Raw genomic sequence first — 23,788 nt, forward strand, 5'->3', positions numbered from 1 at the left:
ACAGCGCGCGGCGGCTACCGGAACGGTACGGCCGGTGCCGGCCCGCCGGGTGGCCCGGCGGGCATGCCCGGCACGGGCCCCGCGCCGGGACCGACGCCGGGACCCGCACCCGTGCCGGTGCCGTTCGCGCCGGTGTCGTCCGGGCCGGGGGCCTGGTCGCCGGCCGGCGCGCCGCCCGGGACGCCGGGTGCGCCGGGGCGGCCGGAACCCGGTGTGCCCGGCTCCGCCTGCCCAGCCGTACCGCTCGCCCCGCCGGCCCCTTGCGTACCGGACGGTTCCCGGGCTCCGCCGCCCGGGCTGCCGGGACCGCGATAGCCGTCGTACCCGTCGGAGCCCTCGCCGCGTTCCCGGCCCGCCCCGACGCCCTCCGGATCCCAGCCGCCCGGGTCCTCCGGGTCGCCCGAGCCCGAGGGGTCCGGCTGCTCCAGCTGCTCCTCCGTGCCCCGCGCGAGCACCAGGTCGAAGTCCCGCACCTCGCTGCCCCGCAGGGCAGCCCGCGTGTACTCGCCCCAGATCTCCGCCGGCGCCCCGCCGCCGTTCATGCGCTCCAGCCCCAGCGCCCCGTAGAGGGGTTTCTGCGCTCCGGTGTCCGGGTCCTGCCCCATCACGGTGATGACGGTCGCCAGCTCCGGGGTGTAGCCGGCGAACCAGGCCGCCTTGTCGTCCTCCGCCGTCCCGGTCTTGCCGGCGGCGGGCCGCCCGGCGGCCTGGGCGGCGGTGCCGGTGCCGCCCTCGATGACGCCGCGCAGCACGGCCGTCGTCGTGTCGGCGGCCTCCCTGCTGATCACCTGCCGGCTCTTGGCGGTGGGCAGGGGCAGCGCGGTGCCGTCCTTCTCGATCCTCTCGACCAGCGCGTACGTGCCGTGCTTGCCGTGGTTCGCGAGGGTCGCGTACGCCTCCGCCATGTCGAGCACGCTCGCGGTGGCGGGGCCGAGCGCGATCGAGGGGGAGGGGTTCAGATCGGGTGTGTCGGCGGGCAGGCCCAGCTCGATGGCGGTCTGCTCCACCTTCGCCGGTCCCACGTCCACGGCCAGTTGCGCGTACACGGCGTTGACGGACTTGTCGGTGGCGGTGCGCAGGGTGATGGGACCGTAGTCGACGTCGTCCTCGTTGGCCGGGGCGTACGGGCTGCCGGTCCAGCCCTGGACCTGGCGCTTGTTGGTGCCGTCGTAACGGGTGTGGGGCGTGATGCGTTCGCCGTCCTGGGTGACGGAGGCGTTGTCCACGGCGGCGGCCAGCACGAACGGCTTGAAGGTGGAGCCGACCTGGTAGTCGCGGCGGGTCGCGTTGTTGACGAACTGCCGGGTGTAGTCGACGCCGCCGTACATGGCGACGACCTTGCTGGTGGCCGGGTCGATGGACACGCCGCCGACCCGTACGTAGCGGTCCGTCTCGTTGCCCTCGTCGAGCCGTGACGTGACCTGCTCGTCGACGGCGGCGGCGAGGGACTCCTGCTTGTCCTGCTGGAGGGTCGTGGTGATCCGGAAGCCGCCCTGCGCGAGGGTCTTGGCGTCGATGACGTCGTGGTCGGTGAGGTAGTCCTCGACCGCCTGGACGATGTAGCCGCGCTGGCCGGACAGGCCGGTGGTGGCCGTCACCTCCTCGGGTTCGGGGAAGGTGGTGGCGGCCCGGGCGGCGGGGCTGAGCCACTTCTCCGTGACCATGGCGTCCAGGACGTAGTTCCAGCGCCGGAGCGCCTTGGCGCGGTTCTCGGGGCGGCCGTCGACGTCGTACGCGCTGGGCGCGTTGAGCAGGACGGCGAGGTAGGCGCCCTGGGCGGTGGTCAGGTCCTGGGCGTCCCTGCCGTAGTAGGCGCGGGCGGCGGCCTGGATCCCGTAGGCGTTGCGGCCGTAGAAGCTGGTGTTGAGGTACCCCTGGAAGATGTCGTCCTTGGCCTTCTCCCGGTCGAGTTTGATCGAGATGAAGAACTCCTTGGCCTTCCGGACGAGGGTCTGCTCCTGGCCCAGGTAGTAGTTCTTGACGTACTGCTGGGTGATCGTGGAGCCGCCCTGGGTGCCCTTCCCGGTGAGCGTGTTCCAGGCGGCGCGCACCATCGCCTCGGGATCGACACCCGGCTGGGAGTAGAAGTCGCGGTCCTCGGCGGCGAGGACCGCGTGCTGGACGGTGGCGGGCACCTGAGAGAGCCGCACGTTCTCGCGGTTGACGTCACCCTTCTGGGCGAGCGGGGTGCCGTCCTCGTACAGGAACACGTTGGACTGCGCCGTGGCGGCGGCGTTGGCGGGCGGGATGTCGACGAAGTGGTAGCCGGCGAAGAAGCCGCCGATCAGCAGCAGGGCGGCGAGGAGGAAGGCGCCGAGGACCACCCGCCAGGTGGGGAGGAACCGCCGCAGCCCGGTGCGCTTCCTCCTGCCGGTGGTGCGGGTGGCGCGGGTGGTGCCGGCGCGGGGGAAGGTGGCGGTGGTGCGGGGGCCGGTGGCGGTGGTGCGGGTGGTGGTCCGGCCGGTCGGCTCCGTCCGGTCGGCCGGGGGATCGGTGGGCTCGGTGGGATCGGTGGGATCGGTGGGCTCGGCGGCGGGCTCGGCGGGCTCGGCGGGCTCGGCGGGCTCGGTGGGCTCGGCGGGCTCGGCGGGCTCGGCGGGGCGGTCGGTTCCGGCGGGGCGGTCGCTTCCGGCCCCGGTCCCGGTGCGGCGGCCCGTTCCCGTGGGCCCGGCGGGGTGGTCGGCAGGGGATGGGGCTTCCCGGGGCGGCCCGGCGTCGGTCGGGTCGCGGGGCTCCCAGCCTGGCTGCGGTGGCTCGTCGCTCATGATCTCCGGCCTGGTTCGTCGCTTATGAGGCGTTTTGTGCGGTCCCCTCATAGTGCACGGCCCACCCGGCCAACCCCGGCAACGGCAGCCGAAAACCGCTCGCGGGCGGGGGCGCGGTCGGACTAGGCTCCTCGGCTCCGGCCCTGCCGGGTACGGGAGGGAGCGCGGACATGCGGCTGTACGCGGCCGTGGCGGCGGGTGGGTTCCGGCGCTATGCGACGTACCGGGTGGCGACCGCCGCCGGGGTGTTCACCAACACCGTCTTCGGCTTCATCCTGGCGTACACCTATATGGCTCTCTGGGACGAGCGGCCCGGCCTCGGCGGCTACGACATGGCCGAGGCGCTCGCCTATGTGTGGATCGGACAGGCGCTGCTCGCGACCTGCGGACTCATGGGCGGCGGGTTCGAGGACGAACTGATGGAGCGCGTCAAGACGGGGGACATCGCCGTCGACCTCTACCGCCCGGCGGACCTCCAGCTGTGGTGGCTGTCGGTCGCCGTGGGCCGCTCCGCCTTCCAACTGCTGGGGCGGGGGGTGGCGCCCATGGCGATCGGGGCGCTCGCCTTCGACCTCGCCCTGCCCGAACGCCCGCTGACCTGGGTCGCCTTCCTGGTGTCGGTGGCGCTGGGGGTGGTGGTGAGCTTCGCCGTCTGGTTCCTGGTGGCGCTGAGCGCGTTCTGGCTGATGGACGGGGCCGGGGTGGTGCAGGTGGCGTGGCTGTCGGGGACGTTCTTCTCGGGGATGCTGCTGCCGCTGACCGTCTTCCCCGGGGCGCTGGGCGAGGTGGCGCGGCTGCTGCCGTGGGCGTCACTGCTCCAGGTACCGGCGGACGTGTTCCTGGAGAAGCGCACCGGCTGGGAGCTGGTGGGGACGTACGCCTTCCAGGCCGGCTGGGCGGTGGTGCTGCTGGCGGCGGGGCGCGTGCTCCAGGCCGTGGCGACCCGGCGGGTGGTGGTCCAGGGTGGCTGAGGTGGGCGCGGGGCTGCGCGCGTACGGACTGATCGCCGCGATGTGGGTGCGGTCGACGATGACGTACCGCTTCTCCTTCGCGATGACGCTGCTGTCCAATTTCACGGCCACCGGGTTCGACTTCGTCGTCATCCTGCTGATGTTCGGTCAGGTGGACGGGCTGGGCGGCTTCTCGTTCGCCGAGGTGGCCTTCCTGTACGGGACGACCGGCACCGCCTTCGGGCTGGCCGACCTGTCGCTGGGCCAGGTGCAGCGGCTGGGGCGCCGGGTGCGGGACGGGACGCTGGACACGCTGCTGGTGCGGCCGGTCCCGGTGCTGGCGCAGGTGGCGGCGGACCGGTTCGCGCTGCGGCGGCTGGGCCGCGTGACCCAGGGACTGGCCGTGCTGGTCTGGTCGCTGGTGCTGCTCGACGTGGCGTGGACGCCGGCGAAGGTGGTGCTGGTGCCCGTGACGGTGCTGAGCGGGTGGCTGATCTTCTCGGCGGTCATGGTGGTGGGCGCGGCGTTCCAGTTCTGGGCCCAGGACGGCTCGGAGGTCGCCAACGCGTTCACCTACGGCGGGAACACGCTGCTCCAGTACCCGCCGGTGATCTTCGCGCAGGACCTGGTGCGCGGGGTGGTGTACGTGGTGCCGCTCGCCTTCGTGAACTGGGTGCCGGCGCTGTACGTGCTGGGTCGCCAGGCGCCGGGCGGGTTGCCGGGGTGGGCGGCGTTCGTGTCACCGGTGGTGGCGGCGGTGTTCTGGGTGGTGGCGGGGCTGGCGTGGCGGGCGGGGATTCGTTCGTACCGGAGTACGGGGAGCTGAGCGGGGACATGCGGGACGGCACGTACGACTTCATCGAGCTGGACGGCGTCGAGAAGGTCTTCGACGTACGCCGCAGGACCGGCCGCTTCCGCCGCGAGAAGCACCAGGTGCGGGCGGTCGACGGCATCAGCTTCCGGGTGCCGCGCGGCGAGATGGTCGGGTACATCGGGCCCAACGGCGCCGGGAAGTCCACCACCATCAAGATGCTGACCGGCATCCTCACCCCCAGCGGCGGCCGGCTGCGGGTCGCGGGCATCGACCCGTCCCGGGACCGGACGCGGCTGGCCCGGCGCATCGGGGTGGTGTTCGGGCAGCGCACGACGCTCTGGTGGGACCTGCCGCTGCGGGACTCCTACCGCCTGGTCCACCGTATGTACCGCGTCCCGGACGCCCGCTTCCGCGAGAACCTGGAGCGGTGCGTCGAGCTGCTCGACCTCGCCGAGCTGCTGGAGGTGCCGGTCCGTCAGCTCTCGCTGGGGCAGCGGATGCGCGGCGACATCGCGGCGGCGCTGCTGCACGACCCGGAGGTCCTCTATCTGGACGAGCCGACCATCGGCCTGGACGTGATCTCCAAGGCGAAGGTCCGCGACTTCCTCCGGGACCTGAACGCCGAGCGCGGCACCACGGTGCTCCTGACCACGCACGACCTGACCGACATCGAGCAGCTGTGCAAGCGGGTCATGGTCATCGACCACGGACGCCTGATGTACGACGGCCCCCTCGGCGGCCTGCACGAGGTGGGCGAGAGCGAGCGGACGCTGGTGGTGGACCTGGAGCGCGAGCTGCCCCCCATCACCGCGGACGGCGCCCGGGTGGTGAAGGTCGAGGGGCCGCGGCAGTGGCTGGCGTTTCCCGCCGCCCGGTCGGCGGCACCGCTGGTGGCGCGGATCGCGGCGGACTACCCGCTGGTGGACCTGTCGGTGCGGGAGCCGGACATCGAGAGCGTCATCGCCAAGATGTACGCGGAGCGGTCGGCGGACGGGTGAGCAGCGGCCGGTGGTCGGTGGGCGACGGTCGGTGGTCGGTCGGCGTGGCCCGTGGTCTGCGGCCTGCGGCCTGTGGTCGGTAGGCGGTGACCGGGTGGCGGGCGGGACGGCACGGCGGTCCGCCGACCGGTGGACGGCGTCCGGCGGCGCGGCGGGCCGGCGAACGACGGGCCGTCCGGCCGTACCCCGCACTAGGCTGTTCGCATGACGAGCGAACTGCCCGAGATGCGGGCCTCGGACGCCGAGCGGGAGCGCGTCGCGGAGCGGCTGCGGAACGCGTACGCGGAGGGCCGCCTCGACATGGGCGAGTTCGAGGAGCGCCTCGACCTCGCCTACAAGGCGCGTACGCAGGCGGAGTTGGTCCCCCTGGTGCGCGACCTGCCGGAGGCGGTGACCCCGGCCGCCGGGGCCGTGGAGGGCGACTGGCACGGCCGCGTCGGGAGGCCCGCCACCTCCAAGGGCGCCTTCGCCTTCTGGAGCGGCTTCGGGCGGCGCGGGAAGTGGAGCGTCGCGCGGAACTTCACGGCGGCCGTCCTCCAGGGCGGCGGGGACATCGACCTGCGCGACGCCGACTTCGAGGACCGGGAGGTCGTCATCCGGTGCTTCGCCGTCATGGGCGGCATCCAGGTGGTCGTCCCGCCCGACCTGCACGTCGAGGTGACCGGCCAGGGCTTCATGGGCGGCTTCGACGACCGGGGCGCGGGCGCGGGCACGCCCGGCTCACCCCGGGTACGCATCACCGGGTTCGCGCTGATGGGCGGGGTCGACGTCAGACGCAAGGAACGGAAGTCCTCCCGCAAGCAGCTGCGGAAGTGATCTTCCGGGGGTTCGGGGAACTCGCCGTGCGGCTGAGGAGTACCTGAGATAGGGACGTAGGTACGCATGCGCGCGGACGGGTGGAGCCGGATGAACCGAACGAAGACCCCGCTGGTCGCCTTCTCGTACACGGCGGCGGACGAGGAGAAACGCCGCGGCGTGCGCCGGATGAAGCTCACCGCGACCGCCCTGCTGCTTCTGGTGGCCGTCATCTACGTGCTGGCCACCTGGGCGCGGAGCTCCGGCGTCACCGGCTGGCCCGGCTACGTGGCGGCGGCGGCCGAGGCCGGCATGGTCGGCGCGCTGGCGGACTGGTTCGCCGTCACCGCGCTGTTCCGCCGCCCCATGGGGTTGCCCATCCCGCACACGGCGATCATCCCCACCAAGAAGGACCAGCTGGGCACCGCGCTCGGCTCCTTCGTCGGCGAGAACTTCCTCAACGAGGGCGTCGTACGGGCCCGGCTCCACGCCCTCGGCATCGGCAGCCGCCTCGGCGCCTGGCTGGCCGAGCCCGCCCACGCCGACCGGGTCACGGCCGAGCTGTCCACGGCGCTGCGCGGCGCGCTGACCGTGCTGCGGGACGCGGACGTCCAGGCGGTGGTGGGGGAGGCCATCACGAGGCGGGCCGAGGCGGCGGAGATCGCGCCCGGGATCGGCAGGACCCTGGGGAAGGTCGTCGCCGACGGGGCGCACCACGGGGCGGTCGACCTGGTCTGCAACCGCGCCCACGACTGGCTGGTCCTGCACACCGACTCGATCATGGACGCGGTGCAGGGCGGCGCCCCGGGGTGGACCCCCCGCTTCGTGGACCGCAAGGTCGGCGAGCGCGTCCACAGGGAGCTGCTGCGGTTCGTCACCGAGATGCGGGACATGCCCGCGCACCCGGCGCGCGGCGCGCTGGACCGGTTCCTGACGGACTTCGCGACCGACCTCCAGGGCGACACGGAGACCCGCGCGCGGGTGGAGCGCCTGAAGTCGGACCTGGTGGCCCGGCCGGAGGTCCAGGACATCATCGCCTCGGCCTGGGCCTCCGTACGCGCCATGGTCATCTCGGCGGCCGAGGACGAGCGCAGTGAACTCCGCCTCCGCGCCCGCGCGTCCCTGCTCTCGCTCGGCACCCGGCTGGCCACCGACAGCCGCCTCCAGGCCAAGGTGGAGGGCTGGGTCGAGGACGCGGCGGTGTACGTCGTCACGACGTACCGCGCCGAGATCACCTCGCTGATCAGCGACACGGTCGCCAGCTGGGACGCCGACCAGACGTCCCGGAAGATCGAGGCCCACATCGGCCGTGACCTGCAGTTCATCCGCATCAACGGCACGGTCGTCGGCGCGCTGGCGGGCCTGCTGATCTACACGGTCTCCCACGCCCTGGGCGGCTGACCGCCCCCGGGGCTGCCCCGCACCTCCGGTGCCCGTGGCGCCCGGGACCCCCGGCACCCCGGGCGTCCCGCGCCCCGGGCGTCCCGCGACCCGGGCGTCCCGCGACCCGGCGTCCGGCACCCGTGGCGCGGCCTGCCGTACGAGGGCCCGCTGCGGGGCCCTTGGGCCCGGCTCGCCCGGAGGGGCGAGCCGGGCGGGTGACCGGTCCCTGCCCGGCCGGTCACCCGCCCGGCCACTGTGGGGAGGTGCTGTTCCATACGTACGCCGTCGCGCGGGCGTTCAACCCCGGCAGGTGTTCACCACGGCGAGATCCCGCTCACCGGCTCCTGCGGCCGACCGCCCACGACGCCGCGGCCATGCCCCCGGCCACCGAGAAGACCGCCGGCCACGCCCCCACCTTCTTGGCCAGCGGATGCGACCCGGCGAAGGCCGCGACGTACGCCGCGGTCAGCGCCGCCGCCGCCCTGCCGCCGCTGCGCTGCTGCCACTCCCGCGCCGCCACGGCCCCCGCCGCCGCCAGCGCGACCCCACCGAGGGGCCGCTTCTTCGTCCACCGCGCCACGGCGTACCCACCGACGAGCCCGCTCGCCGCCACAGCTGTTGCCGGAATCCTGGCCATCTCTCGCTGTCCTGCCTTCCGTCCGTACGGGTGTTCCTGCCTCGCCCCGAGGCTAACGCGGCGGCCGGGGCCGGGTGCGGCGGGTGCGCGCGTACACGAGGCCGCCGAGGGCGAGGGCCACCACGAGCACCAGACCGGTCGGCGTCCAGCCCGGTACGGAGGCGGTCACCTCGCCGGGGAGCAGCAGGGTCACCCCCCGGACCAGCAGCGCCGCGGCGACGGAGCACAGCAGGCCCAGCAGCAGCCGGCGCGGCGCACGGGGACGGGGACGGGGGCGGGCCGGGGCGAGGGGGCGTCGGGCCATGGTCGGTGTCCACCTGTCGGTCGGGTCCACGCTGGCGGTCGGGTCGCGCTGCCGGGCGGGTCACGGGGAGCCCGGGCATGCCCTCCACAGTGCTCCACCCGCGTGCGTCCCCCTTGCCCGACACGGCCGGTGTACGCCCGGCCGCCCTACGACGACGTGTCCATCGGATGACCAACAGGGGCGTGCAGAACCCTTCCTGCCACCATCGCGTAACGGCATGCCGTCCTCCGGATAGGCGTCCGCCCCGCCCGGGCACCAAACGCGCATGCCGATCCCCATCCCGCCGCAGCTGCTCGCCACCGATCCGCTGGTCGTCGCCCAGGACGGCGTGGCCACCGTGCACCAGCTGATGGACCTGGGCTGTGCCTCCTCCGTGACCGCCGCCCGCTGCCGGCCGCCCGGCCCGTGGCGCCGCCTCCTGCCCCGGGTCATCGCCCTCCAGGCCACCCCGCCCACCCCGCGCCAGCGCCTGCGCGGCGCCCTCCTGTACGCGGGTCCCGACGCCCTCCTCACCGGGCCGGCCGCCCTCGCCCTGTACGGCGTGACCTCCCTGCCCGCCACGCCGCAGGTCGACGTCCTGGTCACCCACCGCGCCGCCCCGCGCGGCCACGCCTACGTCCGCGTCCGCCCCACCGTCCGCCCCGCCCACCGCGTCCCGGTCGACGGCCTCGCCTGCGCCCCCCTGGCCCGAGCGGTCCTGGACACCCTCGGGCACCTCGGCACCGGAAACACGGCCAGCACCCTGCTCGCGGAAATCACCGCCCGCGGCCTGTGCCACCCCGACGACCTCCTGGCCGAGGCCAGGACCGCCCCACAGCCGCTCGTTGGTGGGTTGATGACGCTTTTCCGGGGGGTGGTCGAGCACGGCGTCCCGTAACCTCACCCACGTCTCGTCGGGGCGACCGGGGGAGCGAACCACGCCGGTCAGGCCGCGATATCGACGGGCTTCGGCGCCTCAACCGTAATTCTTCAACCGTGAGGAATCGCTCGCCCAGTACGACCGGGACCGGCCAGTCCCGGCTCCTGTAAGGAACCGCGCAACCGCACGCCGGCACGTGCCGTTCGGCACGCCTGGACCCGGGACTGCCGACGCCGGGGCAGCAGGAGGTCGCGGCGGCGATCCCGCGCATGGAGGTCGGCGGCCAGAGTGTCAGGCTCGACCACCTCGACATTGCCTACGCCGCTAATGGCAGCACGTCCATCCGCAACTCCAAATGGCCGCAAGAACACGCAATTCGCCGAGGACGGCGAGGTCTTGTCCAAGATCCTCGAGGACCCGACATGGGCCTGCCGGGCTTCGGGACGGCGGCCGGTCGCATACGCTCGAGTCGGACCCGACGCGGGGCTCGACTTCCTGTCGAACGCCGAGCTGGGACACGCTGTGTCGTATCCCGTCGCCGAGGAGATGCGCCAGTCAACCGAAAGCAAGCCCTACGTCATGTTCGTCGACGCCTACGAGGTCATGGTGCCCACGCCGCTGCCCGGGGCCGCCGGTCGCAACATCGCTACTCGCTTCTGCCGGGGGGCACATGCGGCATGACGGTCAGACCGGGCGACGCTTCGTAATAAAATTGTCAGCGGTCGAGGGATGGTGTGGCTCAGTGTGATGCTTCCGGGCTAGCTTCGGCGAATGTCTCTTCGTGACCTGCTGATACGTATCGCCAAGACCTACGAGCCGGATGGCATGGCGTCTAGTGACCTTCCAGGACACGCCCTACTGTGGGCGGTGCAGGAGCGAACGGACCTTCCCTGGCCCACAGGGTGCTTCGCGGTTGGGTACGGCGGTCAGGGAAAGGCGAGTTTGACCCCCTGGATCGGCGTCTTCGATCGAACCATCAACGAGAACCCACACGATGGCCTCTACCTCGCTTACATCTTCGACTACCCGCGCACGACTGTCACGCTGACACTGCAACAGGGTGTGACCAAGCTAAGCAGGGCATATGGGAAGGGTGGCAAGCTCCACCGCTATTTGATGGCTCAAGCCCAGACACTGCGTGGAGCTTTGCGTCCGGTGCTGGCCGAGCGGTGGAGGGACTCAATGGACCTGCTCGTCGCCCCTCAGCACTGGCGCCCTCGCTCGTACGAGAAAGCCAATGTGGCGGCGCGGCGGTACAGGGTAGATGATTTGCCGGCGGATGACGTCCTGATTAGTGATCTAGGGGAGGCGGTTCAGCTCCTTAGAGATGCCGCCGTCGTTGACCGCTTTTGGCTGCAAGCGCCGAAGGATGACGAACCCGTCTTCGAGTATCCGGACCGTGCGCATGGCAACCGCTCGCTGAGTGGGTTTCGGGCAAAGAGTAGCGAAAGCTATTACGTCGATGTCCAAGGAGGTCGGCAAGAGCGAACCAGGGAGCATGAGGCGCTGCTGCTGCGGTTCGCCCAACATGCCGTTGCGTGCGGGTATATCCCGATTACGCGAGGGGTGCACCCCCGGGACGTGGTCCTGCGTCATCATCGCTCACCAGGGCGCGAGTGGCTTGTCGAGGGCAAGACGGTTAAGCCAGGGCAGGAATACCGTGCCGTACGTGAAGCGGTGGGGCAGCTGTACGAGTACCGGCACTTCTACTACGAGAAGAAGGGGCAGCGTCCTCCGTACCTACTGGCTCTCTTCACGCACGATATCGGGGAGTTCACCGACTACCTAGCAACGCTCGGCATTGTGGCCATGTGGGAGCGTCCCAGTGGTTGGGGAGGCTCCGAGCAAGTCGTTAAGTGGCGTCTGGCTGATTAGGGCGAGGGACCGGCTCAGCCGTTGTCGCAGCCCACGCCGTCGTTGTCGCGGTCCAGGTGGCGGGCGTAGCCGGGGTCGCCGCGGTGGACGGGGGCGGCGCCGGCGGCGCGGGCGGCGGCGCAGTTGGCGTAGTAGACGTTCTCGCCACCGGAGTTGGAGCCGGAGTCAGTGTCCGAGTCGGTGATGGTCGCGTCGTCGTTGTCGGCCGCTGCGGGGGCCTGGCGGGTGACCGTGGCCGTCGCCGTGACGGTCGCGGTGACGGTGACCGCGGGGGCCGGGGCCGCGGCGGGGGTGGCGGTGACCGTCGCGGTGGCCGTGGTGGTGACGGTGGGAGCGGGGGCGGCCTTCCTGGTGGAGGTGGCGGAGTCCTCGGAGCCCATGGCCCCGCAGCCCGTGCCGATCATCAGGAGCAGCAAGCCGCCCGCCCAGACGCGCTTCATGCGGTACAGGGGGCGGGCGGCGGACGGCTGCTGGTAGGAGTTGGTCATGGGCGCGGTTCTCCCTCATACACAGGGACTGGGACTGCGTGGGGGAACAGGGCGCCAGTCAGCGGCAGTAGTTCATGGTGAAAATACTGCACGGGTCCGGTGAAGAGGAGGCGAATGCTCCAAATCCTGGACGGTCAGATCCGCGCCGTCCCGTGGCAGTCGCCGTACTTCGTGCCCGAGCCGCACCAGCAGGGGGAGGTGCGGGACGGGGGCCAGGGGGTGGCGCGGCCACGGGCGGCGAGGGTGGTGGCGTACTGGGGGAGCAGGGCCGCGTTGGAGGGGGAGGCCGACTCGGAGGCGGCGAACGCCTCGTACGAGGGGACCGTCCCCTGGACGATGCCCAGGTTCGGGGTGCCCGCGGCGGAGAGCTCGCGCAGGGAGGCCTCCAGGTCCGTGAGGTGCGCCGCGTGCGTGGGGTACTCCGACTCCAGTTCCGGGTAGGCCGCGAGCAGCTCGGCCAGCTCGTCGGCCGGCCAGAGCAGGACGGCCACCGGGAAGGGGCGGGACAGGGCCGTGCGGTACGAGCCGAGTTCGCTGCGCAGGCGGGCGATCTCCGCCTGGAGTTCCGCCGGGTCGGAGGAGCCGAGGGACCACAGGCGCTTGGGGTCGTGCAGCTCGTCGAGCGGGACGGAGCCGGTGTGGAGGCGGTCGGCCAGGACGTCCCAGTCGTCGTGGCGGAGCCCGAGCAGGCGGCGCACCCGGTGGCGGCCCATGAGGAGGGACTGCGAGGGGTACGGCACCTCGTCGTCGGGCGAGGGGAGCAGGCCGGTGACGGCGGTGGAGAAGACGGCCTCGCTGGACTCCAGCTCGTCGTGGGCCTCCAGCGTCTCGGCGACGATCTCCCACGCGGCGGCGTCCGACGGGGGCGTCGCGCGGATGCCGTCGATGATGACCCGGGCCTCGGCCTCGTGGCCGTACTCCCACAGGTTGGCCGCCTTCAGGGCCCTGATCAGCTGCGGGTTCTCCGGGGGCGGTGTCGCGGCCAGGAGGTCGTCGTACAGCGTCGTCGCGCGCGTGCGGGCGCCGGCCAGCTCCAGGTGGGCGGCCGCCCTGAGGAGCAGCGGTTCGCGGTCCTCGGGGTACTGCGCCGCGGTGCGCAGCAGACGCTCGGCTTCGGTGATGTGATCGGCAGGCGTGTCGGGGCGCATGGGTGACACCGTACTGCCGTGCGGCGGGTGCGGTGGGCCGACGGGCGAGCACCTGCCGTGCCACCGCGTGCGTGCGGTCGCCGGTGGTGGTACGGCGGCGGTGGCGGTACGGGCGACGCGCGGCGCTCCCGCCCGCGGGCACGGCACGCGTGCGGGGCGCATGCGGGAAAGTCCGGGGCGAGGGCGGGCGCATGCGGTGCGGGGCCGGGGACTGGGCGGTGCGGGGCCGGGGACGTGGGCGGTACGGGCGCCGGGTACCGCCGGCCGACCTGCCCCGCCCTCGGGGCACCGCCGGCCCGGTCGGGGCGCCGGACCGGGGGCAGGGCCGGGAGTTCACGTATGTGGCCGGGATCGGCACCCCGCCTTCCGTGCCGCCCCGAGTACAGTTCTGGCTACCGGGCCGCCGTCGCGGGAACCTTCGCCGACGCGCCCGCGTCCGTAGGAGAGAGGAGGGGAGCGATCGTGAGTGGTCTCGTCGCGCGGCTCGCGCGCTGCGGTCTGCTCGGCTTCCTGCTGTTCCTCTTCTCCGAGGGCCTGTACGCCGAGGGCGGCGCCCTCTCCGCGGCCGTGGCGCTCGCCGCCGTCGGCTCCGAGCTGGTCGCCTGCGCGGTCATCGCCGCCCGCCGTGTACCCGCGGTCCCGCCGACACGGGTGCGCACGGCCATCCGCGACCGCGAACACCGCACCGCGTTCCTGCCCCAGCGCGATCCCGACGCCTCCGGGCGCCGGCGGCCCCGAGCGCCCGGCCGTCTCCTTCCGACGGCCGCGTAGGGGCTCACCGGACTCCGGGTCCTCCTCGCGGTTCCGTCCTGCCGAGATCCACTTCTCCCGGTACGACGAGACCCTCGGAGGGCTCCTTCCCATGTCCGTTTTCGCCTCACTGGTCGAGCAGCTCGCCGGCCTGCTCCAGCCCCTGTTCCACGGCTCCTCCACCGCCGCCGCGATCGTCGTGTTCACCTTGTGCGTACGGCTCGCCGTGCACCCGCTGTCCCGGGCCGCCGCACGCGGCCAGAAGGCACGGACCCGGCTCGCGCCCAAGGTGGCCGAACTGCGTGAGAAGCACGCCAAGGACCCCGAGCGGCTCCAGCGGGCGGTGCTGGAGCTGCACGCCCAGGAGAAGGTGTCGCCGTTGGCCGGCTGCCTGCCGAGCCTGCTCCAGGCGCCCGCCTTCTTCCTGATGTACCACCTCTTCTCCGGCGGCGGCATGACCGGCCACGCCCTGCTGGCCGCTCCCCTCGGCGGGCGCTGGGCGGACGCCCTCGGCCACGGCGGCCTCCTCGGGGACGCCGGGCTGGTGTACCTCGCGCTGTTCGCGATCGTCGCCGCCGTCGCCACGTACACCTACCGGCGCACCCGGGGGCAGATGACGGAGCTCGGCGGGGGCATGGCCGGGGGCCTGGGCGCCGGGGTGGGCAAGGTGATACCGCTGCTGTCCTTCGCCACGCTCGTCACCGTCGCCGTGGTGCCGCTCGCCGCCGCGCTCTACGTCGTGACGAGTACGGCCTGGACCGCCGCCGAGCGCGCGTACCTGTACCGGGAGACGTCCACGGTGTGAACGGGGTCTTGCGGGGTGAACCGTTGTCTTGGAGGATCGGCCAATCCTCCGATGGCCGCACTCCATCGGCCGGGGCCTACCTCGACCACAGGGAGAAGACCATGAAGCTGCTGCGCGTCGGTACGGCGGGGGCGGAGCGCCCCGCGCTGCTCGACCGGGACGGGGTCCTGCGGGACCTGTCCGCGATCGTGCCCGACATCGACGGAGCCCTGCTCTCCGACGCGTCCGCGCTCGACCGGGTCCGGGCCGCGGCCGGGGCGGGGGTGCTACCCGCGCTGGACCCCACGGGGCTGCGGATCGGGCCGCCGGTCGCGCGGATCGGCAAGGTCGTGTGCATCGGGCTGAACTACCACGACCACGCCGCCGAGACGGGCCAGGCGGTCCCCGCCGAGCCGGTCGTCTTCCTCAAGGCGGCCGACACGGTCGTCGGCCCGGACGACACCGTGCTGGTGCCGCGTGCCAGCCGCAAGACCGACTGGGAGGTCGAGCTCGCGGTGGTCATCGGGCGCACCGCCCGTTACGTGGAGTCCGCGGAGGCCGCGCTCGCGCACGTCGCCGGGTACGCGGTCGCCCACGACGTCTCCGAGCGCGAGTTCCAGACAGAGCGCGGCGGCACCTGGGACAAGGGCAAGAACTGCGAGACGTTCAACCCGCTCGGTCCCTGGCTGGTGACGGCCGACGAGGTACCGGACCCGCAGGCGCTGTCGCTGAGGTTGTGGGTCAACGGCGAGCTGAAGCAGGACGGCTCCACGGCCGACCAGATCTTCCCCGTGGCGGAGGTCGTGCGGTACGTCAGCCAGTTCATGACGCTCCACCCGGGCGACGTCATCAACACCGGTACGCCGGCTGGCGTGGCCATGGGACAGCCGGAGCCGAAGCCGTTCCTGCGCGCCGGGGACGTCGTCGAGCTGGAGGTCGAGGGGCTCGGGCGGCAGCGGCAGGAGCTGAAGGACGCCTGACGACGGCGCGGGGACGGCGTGGGACGACGCCTGACGACGGCGCGGGGACGGCGTGGGACGACGCCTGACGACGGCGCGGGGACGGCGCGGGACGGCACGCGAGCCGGCCCCGGGACGCGGTCGTACGCGACCCGGGGCAGGCGGTGGGCGGGGCCGCTGGTACCAGGGGGCGTACGCGCCCGGGTCGCCGCGCCGGTGCGGCCCGCCGCCGTCGACTCCCCACGCCCCGCTCGTCCCGCCCGCCCCGCTCGTCCCACCCGCCCCGGCCGCACCGGGCCCCCGGCCGTCACCGGGCCCCCGGCCGTCACCGGGCCCCCGGCCGTCACCGGGCCCCCGGCCGTCACCGGGCCCCGGCCCTCACCGGGCCCCGGCCCTCACCGGGCCCTCGGCCGCCACCGGGCCCCCGGCCCTCACCGGGCCCTCGGCCGTCACCGGGCCCGGGCCGCCGTGGCCCTGGCCGTACGGGCGTAGTGACCGGGCGCGACGCCCACGAGCCGTTTGAAGTGCCGGGTCAGGTGCGACTGGTCGTAGAAGCCGGCCGCGGCGGCCACCGCACCCGGGGGCCGCCCCTCCAGCAGGAGCCGCCGGGCGCGGTCGACCCGGCGGGCGGTCAGGTACTGGTGCGGGGCGATACCGAAGGCGGCGCTGAACGCCCGGACGAGGTGCGCGGGGTGGGCGTGCACCAGCCGGGCGGCCTCGTCCAGGGACAGCCCCTGGAGCAGCCGTGCGTCGAGGAGGTCCCGCAGGCCGTGGGCCACCCCGCGGTCGGGCGTCCTCGGGGCGGCGGCGAGCCGGGGCCGCAGGTGGGCCCGCAGCCGCTCGCCGATCAGGGCGAGCCGGCTCTGCGCCTCCAGCTCGTCGCCCCGGTGCGCCAGGGCCGTGTGCAGCTGTCCGACCCGCCGGCGCAGGACCGGGTCGCACAGGTCGGGTGCGTCCACCGCCGGGCCGATGAAGCTCTCGTCCAGGTGGGTCAGGTCGAGGTAGAGCACCCGCTTGCGGAAGCCCTGGGCGGTGGCGGGCGAGCCGTTGTGCGGCACCTGCGGCGGAAGCAGGGACACCGTGTCGCGCGGGGTGCCGTGCTCGTGGCGGTTCAGGTCGTAGCGGACCGCGCCGGAGTCGACGATCAGCAGGGTCCACGCGTCATGGACGTGCATGGGGTAGCGGTGCTCGGTGAAGTGGGCGTGGAAGACCTCCACGACACCCGCGACCGGCGGGCGCCACGCGGAAACCTCCTGCCGGGTCACCATGCAAACAACGTACAAGACCCCCCGGTACGGCCGGCGGGAGCATCGGCGCATGACCACCACACCCACCACGACCACCACCGCGACGGCCTCGACCACGGGCGGGACCTCGGCCACGGCCGGGTCCACCGCGACGGCCGGCGACCCGCCCGTCCGCTCCGACACCAAGATCGCCGTCCTGCTGCGGGAGGACCTGGAGCCCTGGCAGCGGCTGAACGTGACCGCGTTCCTGGTCAGCGGTCTGGGGACGGACCTCCCCGAGGTGGTCGGCGAGCCGTACGCCGACGCCGACGGCACCCCCTACCTGCCGATGTTCCGTCAGCCCGTCCTGGTCTTCGAGGCGTCGAAGGAGACGCTGACCGCCGCGCACGGCCGGGCCCTGTCCCGCGCGCTGCCCCGGTCGGTGTTCACCTCGGACCTCTTCGCCACCGGAAACGACCGGGACAACCGCGCGGCCGTACGGGCCGTGCCGGCGGACCGGCTCGATCTGGTGGGGCTCGCCGTGTACGGGCCGCGCAACGCGGTCGACAAGGTGATCAAGGGTGCCCGGATGCACCCCTGAGCGCGGGGGCCGGCCCGTGGGAGGAGGGGAAAGGCGGGCCACCCCTCGGGGGAGGGGGGTGGCCCGCCGGCTCAGAGGGCGCCCGCCAGGCGCTCCAGCGCTTCCACGACCAGCGCGTGGTCCTCCAGCTGCGGCAGTCCCGAGACGGTGACCGTCCCGACGACGCCCGCGCCGGTGACCGTGAGGGGGAAGGAACCGCCGTGCGCCGCGTAGCGGTCCGGGTCCAGGCGGGAGTCCGTGTCGAAGGACTTGCCCTTCGCGCGGAACCGGGTGCCGACCAGGAGGGAACTCTCGGCGTACCGCTCGACGACACGGCGCTTGCGGTCGATCCAGGCGTCGTTGTCCGCGCTCGACCCGGGCAGCGCGGCGTGGAAGAGCTGCTGGCCGCCGCGCCGGATGTCGATGGCGACCGGCGCGTTCCGCTCGCGGGCCAGGCCGACCAGGAGCGTGCCGAGCGTCCAGGCGTCGTCGTACGTGAAGCGGGGCAGGGCGAGGCGGGTCTGCTGCTCCTCCAGCTCACCGACGGTCGGCGCGGTGGCGGTCGCGGCGCCGGCCGCCGCGGGGTCCGTGCTGCTCACAGGGTCACCGCCACACCGTCGCGGGCCGACCGGCGCGCCGCCTCCAGGACGTCCAGCGCCGCCGCCGCCTCGTGGGCGGTGACCGGCGGAGGTGTGCCGTCGCGCAGGGCGGCGGCGATCGAGGCGTAGTACGCCGGGTAGGCGCCCGGGAGGGACGGAACCGGGGTCCCGCCGCCCGTCAGCGGGGACTCGCCGGCGCCGAGGCGCCCCCACATCGACTCGGGCTCGGTGCCCCACCCGGGGCCGGGGCGCCCGCCCTCGCGCAGGGCGCTCTCCTGCGGGTCGAGGCCGTGCTTGACGTAACCGGCCCGTGAGCCGAGCACCCGGAAGCGCGGGCCGAGCTGGGCGGCGGTGGCGCTGACGTACAGGTGGGAGCGGACGCCCCCGGCGTGGGTGATCGCGATGAACGTGTCGTCGTCCGCCTCGGCGCCCTCGCGGCGTACGTCGGCCTCGGCGTACACGCGCGTGGCGGGGCCGAACAGCACCAGCGCCTGGTCGACGACGTGGCTGCCCAGGTCGTACAGCAGCCCGCCGAACTCCTCCGGTGCGCCCGACTCGCGCCAGCCGCCCTTGAGCCTGGGCCGCCACCGCTCGAAGCGGGACTCGAAGCGCTGTACGTCGCCGAGCTCGCCGCGCTCGATCAGCGAGCGGAGGGTCAGGAAGTCGTTGTCCCAGCGGCGGTTCTGGAAGACGGACAGGAGCAGGCCGCGCTCCTCGGCGAGGTCGGCGAGCGCGCGTGCCTCCGCCGCCGTGCCGGCGACCGGCTTGTCGACGACGACGGGCAGCCCGGCCTTCAGCGCGGCGGTCGCGAGCGGGACGTGCGTCTTGTTCGGCGAGGCGATCACGACGAGGTCCAGCTCGCCGGAGCGGTCCCACAGCTCGTCGGCGGAGGCGGCGAAGCGGACGTCCGGGAACGCCTCGCGGGCCTGTCGCCGCCGCTCGGGGGCGGACGTGACGACCGTGTCGAGGACCAGGCCCTCGGTCGCGGCGATCAGCGGGGCGTGGAAGACGGAGCCCGCCAGGCCGTAGCCGACGAGTCCGACGCGCAGCGGTCGTCCAGTCATGCCCGCCACTTAAGCAACGCTGTTGCCAAAGTGCAAGCGGGCGCGACAATGGAGCGGTGAACAGCGAAACGGGTGTGAACCTGCCGGCCCTGCGCAGCCACAACGCCGCGCTCGTGCTCGACCTGCTGCGGACGGCGGGCGAGGCGGGGGCCAGCCGGCTGGAACTGGCCGAGCGGACCGGGCTCACCCCGCAGGCGGTCAGCAAGATCACCGCCCGGTTGCGGGAGGAGGGGCTCGCGGCCGAAGCGGGCCGGCGGGCCTCCACGGGCGGCAAGCCGAGGACCGTCCTGCGGCTCGTCCCCGGCGCCGCCCACGCGGTCGGCCTGAACCTGGACCGGGACGAGCTCACCGCGGTCCTGGTCGACCTGTCGGGGGCCGTTGTGGCGGCGAGCGTCGTCCCGCTGGACCTCGGCTCGGGCGCGGAGGTGGTGATGGAGGTGGCCGCCGGCGAGGTCGCCGCCCTCACCTCGCGCCCGCTGCTCGGGGTCGGGGTCGCCATGCCGGGGCCGCTCGACCACGCGGCGGGCGTTCCGCACCGGGTGACCGGGTTCCCCGAGTGGGACGGCTTCCCGCTGCGCGACGCGCTCGCGCGTCGGCTCGGGCTGCCCGTGGTGCTCGACAAGGACACGAACACGGCGGCGCTGGGCATCGCCCTGAGCGGGGCGGGCGGCGACTCGTTCGCGTACCTCCATCTCGGTACGGGCCTGGGCGCGGGGCTCGTCCTGGGCGGCGCCGTGTACCGGGGTGCGCGGACGGGCGCGGGGGAGTTCGGGCACCAGACCGTCCAGCTGGACGGGCCGGTGTGCGGGTGCGGCGGGCGCGGGTGCCTGGAGGTGCTGTGCCTGGCCGCCGTGGCGCGGGGCGACCTCGCGGGGGCGGCCGGGGTGCTGGGAGCCGGGGCCGCGAACCTGGTCAAGCTGCTGGACATCGATCGCGTGCTGCTGGGCGGCCGGGTGGTGACCGGTACGCCGGAGCCGTTCCTGCGGGGCGTGCGCGCCGTCCTGGAGGAGCGTGCCCGGGGCGCGGGCGAGCCTCCGGTGCCGGTGGCCCTCGCGGGCGGCTCGGCCCACCCGGTGGCGGAGGGCGCGGCCCAGCTGGTGCTGGCCCCCCTGTTCGGCCGCTGACGGCGCACGCCGGACCGGGGACAACAGGCGTGACCGGCCGAGTACGCCGTACCGGGCCACCGGAAGTCACGGGCCCGCAACCCCCGTACCCTCTCCGCCGCCCCCCGCCCCGCTCCCGGCCGCCGGGGACACCCGCGTTGCGCCGATCGGGGACTTCCGCGCCGCCGTACGGCGGGAGGTCGCCGGTCCGCCGGTGCGCCGGCACGACCGCGTGGAAGGTTCTCGGGGCACGACCGTCCACCGGCCGCCAGAGGTTCCCATGCGACTGCGCACCGCCACCGCCACCGCCCCCGCCGTCGCCGTCGCCGTACTCGCGCTCGTCGCGGCGGCACCGGCGGACGGCACCGCGGCCTTCGAGGCCGCCGTCCCGGACCGGCAGCCCACCTGCGGCACCCCCTCGGCCTCCGCCTTCCCCCTGCGCACCCGCATCAGCGGTGGTCCCGCCGCCTACCGGCCCGGCGGCGGCTTCCACACCTGGACGGTGGAGCTGACCAACACCACCACCGAGCCCTGCGGCAACATCCACCCCGTCATCGTCTTCACCGACCGCACCCGCGCCCTGAAGCCGGGTCAGATCCAGCTGGAGTTCTACGAGAGCGAGAGCCGGGGCGAGGGGAACGGCGGCCGCCAGCACCCCGTGACGATCGAGAGGACCGACGAGAGCGAACTCGTCGGCGTCCTCGACGACAGCGCCCCCGGCGGGCCCGCCACCCCCGGCAGCGGGGGCGACCGCTTCCGCGGCTTCGTCGTCCCTCCCGGCCGGACCGTCACCGTGCCCGTCCGCCTCGCCTTCACCTCCGACGCCCGGCCCGACACCATCACCGCGAACGCCGCGATCGTCCAGCGCCGCGGCGGTGACGGCGACTGGGTGGGGGAGTCAGCCGATTACCGGTTCGCCCTCGTGGATGAGGAGCCGGCCAGCGAGTTCGCCGAGGAACTGCCCAGGACCGGCCGGAACGTCCTGATGGTCGCCGCCGCCTCGGCACTCGCCTTCCTCCTCGGCGCCGGTACGCTCGCCCTCGCCGGGCGCATCCGGGGCCGCCGGGGCTGACCGGCCGGACGGGGCGACGCCCGCGTGCACCACGCGTTCGGTTCCGCGCGCGCCCCGGCGCGCACCTTCCCCGCCCGCCGGGGCGCGCGCTGCCCGCCGAACGCGGCCTCGCCGTCCGGTACGGGCCGCCCGCGAGACCGTCCGCCGGACCCCGCGCGAACTGCCGCCGGCCTGCGGACCGTCCCTGCTCAGGAGCCGCACCTCCGACGTCGTCTCCCGGCCCCGGCCGCGCACCGTCGACGGCCCCGACGGGCGCGCACCGTCGGCTTCCGTTTCCGCCGCGCCGGGTCCGACAACGGGTACCGGGCGATCGACGGGGTCAAGATCACCGCATCGTGACTAGGCTGGGGGCGTCGCCACAGCGCTGTCGCGGCGTCCCCAGCACGCATGCATGTACCTGTACGGCAGGAGTCCCGCCCCATGGCAGAGCGCAAGCCGATCGAATCCTGGCTCACCGACATGGACGGCGTCCTCATCCACGAGGGCGTCCCCATCCCCGGTGCCGACGCGTTCATCAGGAAGCTGCGGGACACGGACAGGCCCTTCCTGGTCCTCACCAACAACTCCATGTACACCGCGCGCGACCTGCACGCCCGCCTCGCCCGCATGGGGCTCGACGTCCCCGTGCGGAACATCTGGACCTCCGCCCTGGCCACCGCCCGGTTCCTCGACGACCAGCGGCCCGGCGGCACGGCGTACGTCATCGGCGAGGCCGGCCTCACCACCGCGCTGCACGACATCGGCTACATCCTCACCGACCACGACCCCGACTACGTCGTCCTCGGCGAGACCCGCACGTACAGCTTCGAGTCCCTCACCAAGGCGATCCGGCTGATCAACGGCGGCGCCAGGTTCATCTGCACCAACCCCGACGAGACCGGCCCCTCCACCGAGGGCCCGCTGCCCGCCACCGGCTCGGTCGCCGCGCTGATCACCAAGGCCACCGGCAAGGACCCGTACTTCGCGGGCAAGCCGAACCCCCTGATGATGCGCACCGGCCTGAACGCCATCGGCGCCCACTCGGAGTCCAGCGCCATGATCGGCGACCGGATGGACACCGACGTGCTGGCCGGGCTGGAAGCGGGTATGGAGACGTTCCTCGTCCTGACCGGCCTCACCACCCCCGCCGACGTGGACCGCTACCCCTTCCGGCCCTCGACCGTGGTCAACTCGATCGCCGATCTGGTGGAACGCGTCTGACCCTGCTGCGGACGCCATCGGCCCAGGTCAGCGACGTCCGACCGGGTGAACACCGCCCCCGTGCGGATGCGGGAACCGCCGAACGGGGTGAATCTTCGATGCAGGAGGTTCACGATGCGTTCAGCTTGGTTTGCTCTCCGTGCCGCGGGGACGGTCGGCGTCCTGGTGCTGGTGGCGGGGCCCGCGTACGCCGGCGACGGCGAGGAGAACCGGGACGGCGGGAAACACCGGGAGAAGGTGACGGCCCAGGCCGTCCCGGCCACCGCCGGACCCGGCGAGGACGTGGACGTCCAGGTCCACGGCTGCCGCGGCAAGCACGGCTCGGTCAGGTCCAAGGCGTTCGTCGCCGAGGTCGAGCTGTCCGGCCGCGAGGGCAAGGGCGGTCCCCTGTACGGCGACACCACCGTCAAGTCCCACCTGGACACCGGCTCGTACCCGCTCACCGTCCACTGCGACGGGCGCGACCACCACGACGCCGGCACCGTCCACGTCACCCGCCACACGCCGGCCAGCCCCGTCGCACCCGTCCGGGCCGGAGGCGGGGGAGCGGCGCTGCTCGCCGCCGACGCCCCCCGGGGCGGCTCGCACGAGCAGGGGCCGGGCACCCCGCACACCGTGGTCGGCCTGGTGCTCGCGGGCGTCGCGGCGGTCGCCGTCGCCTTCCGCAGCTCCCGCCGCCGTCGCCGTACCCGGGCGGACTGACCGTGTCCTCGGCACCGCGCTCCGCCGGACACGGCCGGCTGCTCACCGGCGTGGCCTGGGCCCTGCTCCTGCTGGGCCTGTGGCTGTGGGGGAAGGACATCACGTCCGGCCCCGGCGGCCTGTCCGCCCCCACCACCGGTGACGTCGCCGCGGTCGGCCGCCCCCTGGGCGTCCCGCTGCCGCCGGCCCGGCCGCCGATGGAGCCCGCCGCGCCCGAGCGACTGGAGGTCCCGTCGCTCGGGATCACCGCCCCGGTCGCGCCCCGGGCCCTGGACGCGGCGGGCGCGATCGACCCGCCCCCGTACGAGCAGGCGCACACGGTCGGCTGGTTCGGCGGCGGGGCCGCGCCGGGCACCGACGGCGCCGCGCTGTTCGTCGGCCACGTCGACACCGAGACGAAACCCGCCGTCTTCTACGGCCTGAGCTCCGCCCGCCCCGGCGAGCGGATCGAGGTGACCCGGACGGACGGCTCGGTCGCCGAGTTCACCATCGACGACGTGCGGGTCTTCGCCCGCGACGAGTTCGACCCGAGGAAGGCGTACGGCCAGCGGCAACCCGGCCGTGCCGAGCTGCGCCTGATCACCTGCGGCGGCACCTTCGACCGCGCGACGGGCACCTACACCGCGAACGTCGTCGTCTCCGGCTATCTGACCGGTGACCGCGGCGCTCCGGGCGGGTGATGGCCCGGCCGGCCCGGCCGAGGGCCGTCGCCGGGGGCGGGTGGCCGCCCTCG

25 protein-coding genes are annotated in these 23,788 nt (G+C 73.9%); 17 read left to right on the top strand and 8 right to left on the bottom strand.

From position 1 onward, the window contains the following. Positions 1 to 14: 14 nt before the first annotated feature. A complete protein-coding gene (locus IE109_RS29905) occupies positions 15 to 2,765 on the bottom strand; it encodes a transglycosylase domain-containing protein (protein ID WP_189554492.1) in 2,751 nt (916 codons plus the stop codon). Positions 2,766 to 2,935: 170 nt separating this feature from the next. Between IE109_RS29905 and IE109_RS29910 the strand changes: the two genes are divergently transcribed. From IE109_RS29910 to IE109_RS29930, 5 genes are all read left to right on the top strand, one after another. Beyond that, a complete protein-coding gene (locus IE109_RS29910; RefSeq protein ID WP_189554493.1) occupies positions 2,936 to 3,736 on the top strand; it encodes an ABC transporter permease in 801 nt (266 codons plus the stop codon). A gap of 40 nt (positions 3,737 to 3,776) precedes the next feature. Further along, positions 3,777 to 4,541: an ABC transporter permease gene (locus IE109_RS29915; RefSeq protein WP_189554529.1), complete on the top strand. Its 765-nt coding sequence runs from the start codon at positions 3,777 to 3,779 to the stop codon at positions 4,539 to 4,541. Between the two features lie 8 nt (positions 4,542 to 4,549). After that, positions 4,550 to 5,527 (top strand): ABC transporter ATP-binding protein, encoded by a 978-nt coding sequence (locus IE109_RS29920; RefSeq protein ID WP_189554528.1) that lies wholly within the window; start codon positions 4,550 to 4,552, stop codon positions 5,525 to 5,527. A gap of 204 nt (positions 5,528 to 5,731) precedes the next feature. After that, positions 5,732 to 6,343, top strand: a complete 612-nt coding sequence (locus IE109_RS29925; protein ID WP_189554494.1) for a DUF1707 SHOCT-like domain-containing protein — start codon at positions 5,732 to 5,734, stop codon at positions 6,341 to 6,343. 90 nt (positions 6,344 to 6,433) lie between these two features. Continuing rightward, a complete protein-coding gene (locus IE109_RS29930) occupies positions 6,434 to 7,723 on the top strand; it encodes a DUF445 domain-containing protein (RefSeq protein ID WP_229891718.1) in 1,290 nt (429 codons plus the stop codon). Positions 7,724 to 8,039: 316 nt separating this feature from the next. Here IE109_RS29930 and IE109_RS29935 read toward each other — a convergent pair whose 3' ends face one another. Both IE109_RS29935 and IE109_RS29940 read right to left on the bottom strand, forming a co-directional pair. Further along, on the bottom strand, positions 8,040 to 8,342 hold the full coding sequence (locus IE109_RS29935; RefSeq protein ID WP_189554496.1) for a hypothetical protein: 303 nt from the start codon (positions 8,340 to 8,342) through the stop codon (positions 8,040 to 8,042). A gap of 52 nt (positions 8,343 to 8,394) precedes the next feature. Next, a complete protein-coding gene (locus IE109_RS29940; protein WP_189554497.1) occupies positions 8,395 to 8,646 on the bottom strand; it encodes a hypothetical protein in 252 nt (83 codons plus the stop codon). Positions 8,647 to 8,911: 265 nt separating this feature from the next. Between IE109_RS29940 and IE109_RS29945 the strand changes: the two genes are divergently transcribed. The 3 genes from IE109_RS29945 to IE109_RS29955 all read left to right on the top strand — a co-directional run bounded on the left by IE109_RS29945 (position 8,912) and on the right by IE109_RS29955 (position 11,380). Continuing rightward, on the top strand, positions 8,912 to 9,523 hold the full coding sequence (locus IE109_RS29945) for a hypothetical protein (protein ID WP_189554498.1): 612 nt from the start codon (positions 8,912 to 8,914) through the stop codon (positions 9,521 to 9,523). Positions 9,524 to 9,901: 378 nt separating this feature from the next. Then, positions 9,902 to 10,186 (top strand): hypothetical protein, encoded by a 285-nt coding sequence (locus tag IE109_RS29950; RefSeq protein WP_189554499.1) that lies wholly within the window; start codon positions 9,902 to 9,904, stop codon positions 10,184 to 10,186. A 90-nt stretch (positions 10,187 to 10,276) separates the two neighbouring features. After that, positions 10,277 to 11,380, top strand: a complete 1,104-nt coding sequence (locus IE109_RS29955; RefSeq protein ID WP_189554500.1) for an MrcB family domain-containing protein — start codon at positions 10,277 to 10,279, stop codon at positions 11,378 to 11,380. A 14-nt stretch (positions 11,381 to 11,394) separates the two neighbouring features. Here the strand turns inward: IE109_RS29955 and IE109_RS29960 are convergent, their stop codons facing one another. Continuing rightward, entirely contained in the window at positions 11,395 to 11,868 is a 474-nt protein-coding gene (locus tag IE109_RS29960; protein ID WP_229891720.1) for an excalibur calcium-binding domain-containing protein, read from the bottom strand. A 134-nt stretch (positions 11,869 to 12,002) separates the two neighbouring features. Further along, on the bottom strand, positions 12,003 to 13,016 hold the full coding sequence (locus tag IE109_RS29965; protein ID WP_189554501.1) for an SEC-C domain-containing protein: 1,014 nt from the start codon (positions 13,014 to 13,016) through the stop codon (positions 12,003 to 12,005). Positions 13,017 to 13,478: 462 nt separating this feature from the next. On the opposite strand from IE109_RS29965, the gene IE109_RS29970 reads away from it, so the two are divergent. From IE109_RS29970 to IE109_RS29980, 3 genes are all read left to right on the top strand, one after another. Beyond that, a complete protein-coding gene (locus IE109_RS29970; RefSeq protein WP_229891722.1) occupies positions 13,479 to 13,787 on the top strand; it encodes a DUF6412 domain-containing protein in 309 nt (102 codons plus the stop codon). A 91-nt stretch (positions 13,788 to 13,878) separates the two neighbouring features. After that, complete coding sequence (locus IE109_RS29975; RefSeq protein ID WP_189554502.1) at positions 13,879 to 14,571, top strand: YidC/Oxa1 family membrane protein insertase; 693 nt, start codon at positions 13,879 to 13,881, stop codon at positions 14,569 to 14,571. A 101-nt stretch (positions 14,572 to 14,672) separates the two neighbouring features. Then, positions 14,673 to 15,530, top strand: coding sequence for a fumarylacetoacetate hydrolase family protein (locus IE109_RS29980; protein ID WP_189554503.1), 858 nt, complete (start codon positions 14,673 to 14,675; stop codon positions 15,528 to 15,530). Positions 15,531 to 15,958: 428 nt separating this feature from the next. On the opposite strand, the gene IE109_RS29985 is transcribed toward IE109_RS29980, so the two are convergent. Continuing rightward, positions 15,959 to 16,777 carry an AraC family transcriptional regulator gene (locus IE109_RS29985; RefSeq protein ID WP_189554504.1) on the bottom strand — a complete coding sequence of 273 codons (819 nt, stop codon included), beginning with the start codon at positions 16,775 to 16,777 and terminating at the stop codon, positions 15,959 to 15,961. 49 nt (positions 16,778 to 16,826) lie between these two features. Here IE109_RS29985 and IE109_RS29990 point away from each other — a divergent pair, with 49 nt between their 5' ends. Then, a complete protein-coding gene (locus IE109_RS29990) occupies positions 16,827 to 17,336 on the top strand; it encodes a DUF2000 domain-containing protein (RefSeq protein ID WP_229891725.1) in 510 nt (169 codons plus the stop codon). 71 nt (positions 17,337 to 17,407) lie between these two features. Here IE109_RS29990 and IE109_RS29995 read toward each other — a convergent pair whose 3' ends face one another. Then, positions 17,408 to 17,914, bottom strand: a complete 507-nt coding sequence (locus IE109_RS29995) for a heme-degrading domain-containing protein (RefSeq protein ID WP_189554505.1) — start codon at positions 17,912 to 17,914, stop codon at positions 17,408 to 17,410. Continuing rightward, the gene (locus IE109_RS30000; RefSeq protein ID WP_189554506.1) at positions 17,911 to 18,978 is read right to left on the bottom strand and encodes a Gfo/Idh/MocA family oxidoreductase; all 1,068 of its coding nucleotides are present in this window, start codon (positions 18,976 to 18,978) and stop codon (positions 17,911 to 17,913) included. The genes IE109_RS29995 and IE109_RS30000 overlap by 4 nt, the downstream gene beginning before the upstream one ends. 56 nt (positions 18,979 to 19,034) lie before the next feature. On the opposite strand from IE109_RS30000, the gene IE109_RS30005 reads away from it, so the two are divergent. From IE109_RS30005 to IE109_RS30025, 5 genes are all read left to right on the top strand, one after another. Continuing rightward, a complete protein-coding gene (locus tag IE109_RS30005; RefSeq protein WP_229891727.1) occupies positions 19,035 to 20,102 on the top strand; it encodes an ROK family transcriptional regulator in 1,068 nt (355 codons plus the stop codon). Between the two features lie 259 nt (positions 20,103 to 20,361). Then, on the top strand, positions 20,362 to 21,153 hold the full coding sequence (locus IE109_RS30010) for a hypothetical protein (RefSeq protein ID WP_189554507.1): 792 nt from the start codon (positions 20,362 to 20,364) through the stop codon (positions 21,151 to 21,153). A 420-nt stretch (positions 21,154 to 21,573) separates the two neighbouring features. Continuing rightward, positions 21,574 to 22,353, top strand: coding sequence for an HAD-IIA family hydrolase (locus tag IE109_RS30015; RefSeq protein WP_189554508.1), 780 nt, complete (start codon positions 21,574 to 21,576; stop codon positions 22,351 to 22,353). A gap of 114 nt (positions 22,354 to 22,467) precedes the next feature. Then, positions 22,468 to 23,055 (top strand): hypothetical protein, encoded by a 588-nt coding sequence (locus tag IE109_RS30020; RefSeq protein ID WP_189554509.1) that lies wholly within the window; start codon positions 22,468 to 22,470, stop codon positions 23,053 to 23,055. Then, positions 23,052 to 23,735, top strand: a complete 684-nt coding sequence (locus IE109_RS30025; RefSeq protein ID WP_373297803.1) for a class F sortase — start codon at positions 23,052 to 23,054, stop codon at positions 23,733 to 23,735. Before IE109_RS30020 ends, IE109_RS30025 begins: the two co-directional genes overlap by 4 nt. Positions 23,736 to 23,788 lie beyond the last annotated feature (53 nt).

This window comes from Streptomyces lavendofoliae (genome assembly GCF_014649735.1).
In the GTDB taxonomy this organism is placed as follows: Bacteria; Actinomycetota; Actinomycetes; order Streptomycetales; family Streptomycetaceae; genus Streptomyces; species Streptomyces lavendofoliae.